This is a genomic window from Intestinibacter sp., from assembly GCF_022780145.1.
In the GTDB taxonomy this organism is placed as follows: Bacteria; Bacillota; Clostridia; order Peptostreptococcales; family Peptostreptococcaceae; genus Intestinibacter.
On sequence record NZ_JALEXO010000300.1, the window covers coordinates 1 to 6,500 of the forward strand.

Annotated in this window: 6 protein-coding genes; 1 reads left to right on the plus strand and 5 read right to left on the minus strand. The window is 30.0% G+C overall.

Annotated features, from left to right (window positions below; genetic code table 11):
• Nucleotides 1-174: 174 nt before the first annotated feature.
• The 3 genes from larA to MR593_RS11305 form a co-directional block, all read right to left on the minus strand.
• Nucleotides 175-1,449, minus strand: a complete 1,275-nt coding sequence (gene larA / locus MR593_RS11295; protein WP_290692924.1) for a nickel-dependent lactate racemase — start codon at nucleotides 1,447-1,449, stop codon at nucleotides 175-177.
• Nucleotides 1,450-1,529: 80 nt separating this feature from the next.
• Entirely contained in the window at nucleotides 1,530-3,059 is a 1,530-nt protein-coding gene (locus MR593_RS11300; protein ID WP_290692926.1) for an L-lactate permease, read from the minus strand.
• 213 nt (nucleotides 3,060-3,272) lie between these two features.
• Entirely contained in the window at nucleotides 3,273-3,983 is a 711-nt protein-coding gene (locus MR593_RS11305; RefSeq protein ID WP_290692928.1) for a FadR/GntR family transcriptional regulator, read from the minus strand.
• 174 nt (nucleotides 3,984-4,157) lie between these two features.
• Here MR593_RS11305 and ylbJ point away from each other — a divergent pair, with 174 nt between their 5' ends.
• A complete protein-coding gene (gene ylbJ, locus MR593_RS11310; RefSeq protein ID WP_290692930.1) occupies nucleotides 4,158-5,324 on the plus strand; it encodes a sporulation integral membrane protein YlbJ in 1,167 nt (388 codons plus the stop codon).
• Nucleotides 5,325-5,376: 52 nt separating this feature from the next.
• Here ylbJ and MR593_RS11315 read toward each other — a convergent pair whose 3' ends face one another.
• On the minus strand, nucleotides 5,377-6,165 hold the full coding sequence (locus MR593_RS11315) for an ABC transporter permease (RefSeq protein ID WP_290692932.1): 789 nt from the start codon (nucleotides 6,163-6,165) through the stop codon (nucleotides 5,377-5,379).
• A 3-nt stretch (nucleotides 6,166-6,168) separates the two neighbouring features.
• On the minus strand, nucleotides 6,169-6,500 hold a 332-nt coding region (locus MR593_RS11320), incomplete at its 5' end, for an AAA family ATPase (RefSeq protein WP_331474840.1).

Consider the following 6,500-nt stretch of genomic DNA (forward strand, 5'->3'; position numbering starts at 1 on the left):
CACCATTTTCTTTTTTTATTTTTAAAGCAGTTTCAAGTGCAAATAAATCATAAGGATTCATTTTTGAATCTACACCATCTCTTTTTAATACTCCTGTAACTGGATCTACTTCTACTTCTGATGTTCCAGGAACTTGTTTAACACATATTACTATTTCCATATTGTACCCCTCCATTATTTAACTATTACAGAAACTCCGTCTGGTATTACTACTACCTTAGCATCATCACCTTTTATTTCATAGGCAAGTTTTAATGCTTCATCGAAATTATAAGCGTGTTTCATATGCATATTTTTTATCATTTGTGGATCACACTCATCTGTAACCATTATTACTGTATATTTTTCTAATATTCTTGCTAATATTTGAAATTCCCATTGATCAGGAACTGTATCGCCTTTTGCTACGCTTCTTACTCTTTCTAGTATTTCACTAGGTGAAGACGCGCCCGCTATATTATCATAAAAAGATTGTCCACCATGTCCATCGTTACAAGCGGCAATCATTATGATTACGCCACCTTCTTTACATGTAGCTTCTGCAGCTGTCATACCTTTAACTGCTTGATATATATTTTGGTCTAGAGGATATCCTCCATTTGTACTTACTGCTATATCAGCAGGTGTAGCATCTACTTTTGATAATTCAGTTACGAAATCGCATCCGACCTTATGTGCTTCTTCTACATCTCCTGCAAAAGATGCTATTACTTTTTTATCTTGGTCTATGACAACATTTACTATAAAAGCAAGCTTAGCTGTTTTTGCTGCATAAACCATATCTCTATGTATAGGGTTGTCAGTAAGTATTCCTGTTCTAGCATTGTCGCTATCTATAAATTCACTACAGTGATTGTACATTATAGTTTTTGCTGATGCTATACCTGGTAATATACTTTTTCTACCTCCAGAAAATCCTGCGAAGAAGTGAGGTTCTATAAAACCTTCAGCTATCAATAAATCAGCTTCGAAAGCCACTTTATTTAAATAGAAATCTCCTCCAGAAGGTAGGACACCTGCTTTTACCATTTGTGAATCATCAGTTGATATATGCATTACTATTTCTTCATTTTCAACTATTTCTTCACCCATTTTAAATATTAATTCTTCTTTTGTTGTAGGTCTGTGGAAACCATTAGCTATTAATATTTTTATTTTTGCATCTTTATTTACACTTCTTATTCTTCTAAGAATTATCGGCATTGTAATTTTACTTGGCACTGGTCTAGTATGGTCACTAGTTATTATTACTATGTTTTTCTTGCCAACTGCTAATTCTTCTAATTTTTTAGATCCTATTGGATTGTCCATAGAATCCTCAACTAATTGTGATTCATTTTTGTCTGGTTTAAAATCATGCGCCTTTGATGTAAGCACCTTTAGAAGATTTTTATCTTCTATATTTAAATCCATACCTGTTTTTGAATAAGGTACATGTATTGTCGCCATATTCTTTTCCTCCATATTTTTTATAATTATTCCCTTAAAATTTATAATTTTTTTATACTCTATATTATCTTTTAAACTAATTACATCAAAGCAAGTAGTCCTCCTCCAAAATATACTATAAGTCCTAATATAACTACATATCCTAGACAATATTTAACTGTTGTAGATAATATCTTACCTTCGCTGCCTATAAGTCCTGTAGCGGATGTTGCTATAGCGATACTTTGTGGAGAAATCATTTTCCCCGCTGTCGCACCAGCAGTATTTGCAGCTGCTATCCAATAAGGATCTATTGATAAAGATTTAGCTGCTTCTGTTTGTAATGCTCCAAATAATATATTGGCTGAAGTATCACTACCTGTAACAAATGTTCCTATTGCTCCTAAAAGTGGAGATATCAATGGGTAAAAGCTTCCTGTTACAGCACATAATCCAAAAGAGATTGAACCTGTCATACCGCTATGTGACATTATCTTTGATATTGCAACTATAGACATTATAGTTATAAATGAAGTTTTAAGCTGTATAACTGTTCTTTTAAATACATCTAACATATATCCTACTTTTAACTTTTGAATTAACCCAGCTATAAATGTAGCTATTATTATCATCATACCTGGAGTATTTATCCATGTAAAGCCTGTTGTTGAGCTTGGATCCCCTGTGTATATATGTATATTACTGCTTGCTTTTGCTAATAATTGATTTATACTTGGTACTAAAGGACTTGCTATAAGTATCAATGCACAAAGAAGTATATATGGTAACCATGCTAATATTCCTTCCTTTAAAGTGACCTTATCTTCTTCCTTAGTTTCCACCTTTTTCTTATCCATAAGTTTTGCCATTACTATGGTACATGCCATAGAACAAATACTTGCTACTAACGCTGGTAAATCTGCTCCTAAATATTTAGCTATAAATATTTGAGGTATAGCAAACGTTATTCCTGATACCAAAGTTATACCAAATACCCCCTTTAGAGCTTTAATACTTTTTTCAGTAAGTATTACTAATAAAAAAGGTATTAAAACTATAAATCCTGCTAATTGAATTGATGTAACATAGCTTAAATGAACTACTTCTAGTCCTGTTACTGTAGCAAGTGTTGTAACTGGAATTCCAAGTGCACCAAATGCAGTCGGAACTGTATTTGCTAATAAACATATAACTGCTGCGAATAATGGATTAAATCCCAATGAAGCCAATATACTAGCTGGTATAGCAACTGCTGTACCATATCCTGCAACCGCTTCCAAGAAACCGCCAAATCCCCACGCTAATATTAAAACTTGGATTCTCTTATCTGTTGTTATACTTGACAACATTTTCTTTATGACATCCATTGTTTTTGTCTCAACAGCTAAATTATAAGTAAATAATGCTGCCACTATTACTAAGAGTATCGGCCAAAGAGCTATTGCCATACCTTCTACGGTAGCTGTAATTCCATCTAAAAATTTCATCTTCCAAAAGATTATAGCAATAGCCAAGGTTAATATTACTGTGAAAGAACAAGTTTTATGCGCCGGCATCTTTAATAAACCTAAAGATACTATAAGCCATAAAACTGGAATCATTGCAATTCCAAATAACATGTAATCATTCATTAAATTTATCCTCCCTGTATTACTGGTCGTTCCAGTAGTGGTCTGTGGTATTACCACTTATGTTTTAATAATAGTATAAATTTTTTTTCAAATCAACAATTGTTTATTTATTAACATCATTTTAAATATAAAAATTTTTTTGAAAATAAAAAAAAATTATACCATTGGAAAATTAGAAGGATTTTTTAACTCTCTGAAGTTGTGTTTTTTTAACTACTTCACAGCATTTTCCATTACATATTCCATGTGTTCTCTCATGGCTTCTACCGCCATATCTTGATTTTTTTTGATAATAGATTCACAAATCTTTTTATGCTGAATCAGTAAGCTTTTATTTGCCTGTTCTGAATCGAATAAAATTATTTTGTATCTAGCATCTTCTATAAATTTTTCAAATAAATTAGATATAGTCGAGAATAAACTCTCAATAAGGTAATTTTTGCTTATATCAGATAGAGTATTGTGAAATTTTTTGTCTAATTCCACCAAAATTTCATATCTATTTTCGCCAAAAGTTTCTTGTTCCATTTCTTCTACAACGCTTAAAAGCTCTCTACAATCCATATCAGTCGCTCTTATAGCTGATAATCTAGCACATTCTATCTCTAAAATACTTCTAAGCTCATATATATCGCTGAAGCTACCGTTGTTTAATTTAAACATCATAGATAAAGGCTGTAATAAAGACTTTTCTATATTAGAGCATATGAAGTTTCCTTCACCTTGTCTGCTTTCTACTACGCCCATTGTTTCAAGTACTCTAAGCGCTTCTCTTATAGAAGTCCTACTAACCCCCATCTTTTCTGATAGCTCTCTTTCTGATGGAAGCTTATCTCCTTTTTTAAAAATCCCCTCCATTATATTATTTTGAATTTGTTCTATTACTTGTTCGTAAACTTTTTTATTTGAAATATTATTAAACATTTTTCTTATCCTCTCTATCCTTATATTATTATTATAGTTTTTTTTAAATAATATAGCAAATAATATTTTTATATATAAATATAGTTTTATTTTGATATTTAAAATTTTATTTTAATCATATTTTTTTATTATAAAAAATATAATAAATTATAATATTAAAAGCAAGGTGAAAATATGAAATTAAAAAAAATAATAATTTTTTTTGCGCCTAAATTAATAGTATGCTTTATTATTTTAGGAATAATACTCGCGCCTAAAACAGCAATAAAAGCTGCAAAAGAGGGAATCTCCATTTGGATAAATATTCTAATGCCGTCCCTTCTACCATTTATTATAGGAGCTAATTTAATAACTTCATTAAAAATTGTCGACATTCTCGGCATATTAATTAATCCTCTAACACAAAAAATTTTTAATGTAAGCGGTAAATCGGGACTTATTTTTGCTATATCCATGGTATCTGGATATCCTGTGGGCTCAAAATTTGCAAGTGATCTAAGATTAGAAAATAAAATTTCTAAATACGAAGGGCAGCGATTAGTATCCTTTTGCTCGACTTCTGGTCCATTATTTATAATTGGAAGTGTGGGTACTGGCATGCTTAAAAATCCTAAAATCGGCTATTTAATGCTTATTTGCCACTATTTAGCAGCTTTATCAGTTGGACTAATTTTTAGAAATTACGGCAGAGAAAAAAAATTCCCCCATAATAACAATATTTTAAGCGATATCAAAGAAATAGTATACAACAGCTCAAAGTCCGAGGATTTTTTCGTATGTTTTGGAAAATCAGTCGTAAATGGAGTAAATACTCTCCTCACTATAGGTGGATTTGTAATTATCTTTTCGGTTTTTTTTGAAATACTGTATCATTTTAAAATAATAGACTTCGTATCCAGATTTATATGTATTTTCTTAGCTCCATTTAAAATTACACCAAATATCGTAGGGGCATTTATAAGTGGATTATTTGAGATGACTATAGGATGTAATAATTTAAGTCAAATAGACAATATATCCTACACACTTTTGATTTCATTTTGCAGTTTTTTGATAGCATTTAGTGGATTATCTATATTAGCCCAATGTTCTAGCTTCATCGGTAAAACAGATATAAAAGTTAGCTTGTACATATTCTCAAAATTTTTACACGGGCTTTTTGCTGGTATTTTTACTTACATGTTTTTGCAATTTAACAAAATATATCTAGTATCAAATATTTTAATAGATAAAAATTCAAATTACACTTATTATGATTTTTATGTCGACCACTTTACCCCTTTATTGATAGTAATTATTATAATTTATTTATTTACATATCTAAGAGAATTATCCTCTTAAAATTTAAAAGACCTATGAAAAATTATTGAAAACATTTCATAGGTCTTTATTTTTATTTTTTCTCAAATTTTATTCTATTTATAAAAAATATAGATAAAACAGAAAATATTACTATAAATAATAATAATATTGCCCATAAATGCATTACATGGGCTGATGTATATTCAAAAGCATCTAACACTTTCTGTTCTAAAGGCATTGCTACTGTCAAGTCAGTTATATTTCCTATTGAGCCTAGTAAATCCATTCCCCACTTGCTTATAGTAAATTTTGATACCTTATCTAATGTCTTTCCAAGCTCAAATAATTGCCCTGAAAATATAAATTGCACCATCAATATAAACGGTAAGCTTCTATTGGCGATATCGTTACTTGGACATAGTGAAGAAATTAAAAGTCCCATAATATCTGCACTAAATGTTATTAAAAATATAGATAGTACATATTCTACAGCTGAAATACTAGTTACAGCTCCTTCTTTAGGAAAATCCACAAAAATTGTACATATTATAAATATTATAATCGCTTGAAACAAACATATAACTGCATGAACTAAAAATCTAGATATAAATAACTCACTTGCTTTAAATCCACTATCTAAATCCATCTTTATACTAGATCTCTCTTTACATATTTCAAGTACTGAATTAAACAACCCAATCCATATAGCTATACAGACTATTGCAAATAATCTAGATCTAGTCTCTGCGTAATTTTCAAACATCTTGCCTTTTAAAGTTAAACCAACACATATAGAAATAATCAAAGGAAATCCTATAAATATATAATGTGCTTTCTCATTTTTCAAGTTTTTTACGTAGTTTTTTATTATAACTCCCATATTTTAAATTCCCCCATTTATTAAATTATTGTACTTTTGTACAAAATGATCTTGGTTATTTTCAACTGCATTGTATATATCGTCTAAATCACTTATATTGAAGTATTTAAGTGCTTCGTCCTTTTCTCCATAAAAGCATATTCTACCCTGTGATGCCATAAATAAAAGGTCGTCTATATAAGGGTATTTGCACGCCATATGAGTATTGTGAGTTATTACTAAAATAGTGCTGTCCTTATCTGCGACTAATTTAGATAAAATCTCATATAGTTCTCTACAGCTTTTTACATCTAACCCTGAATCAGGTTCATCCATCAATATAACCTTAGGCTCAT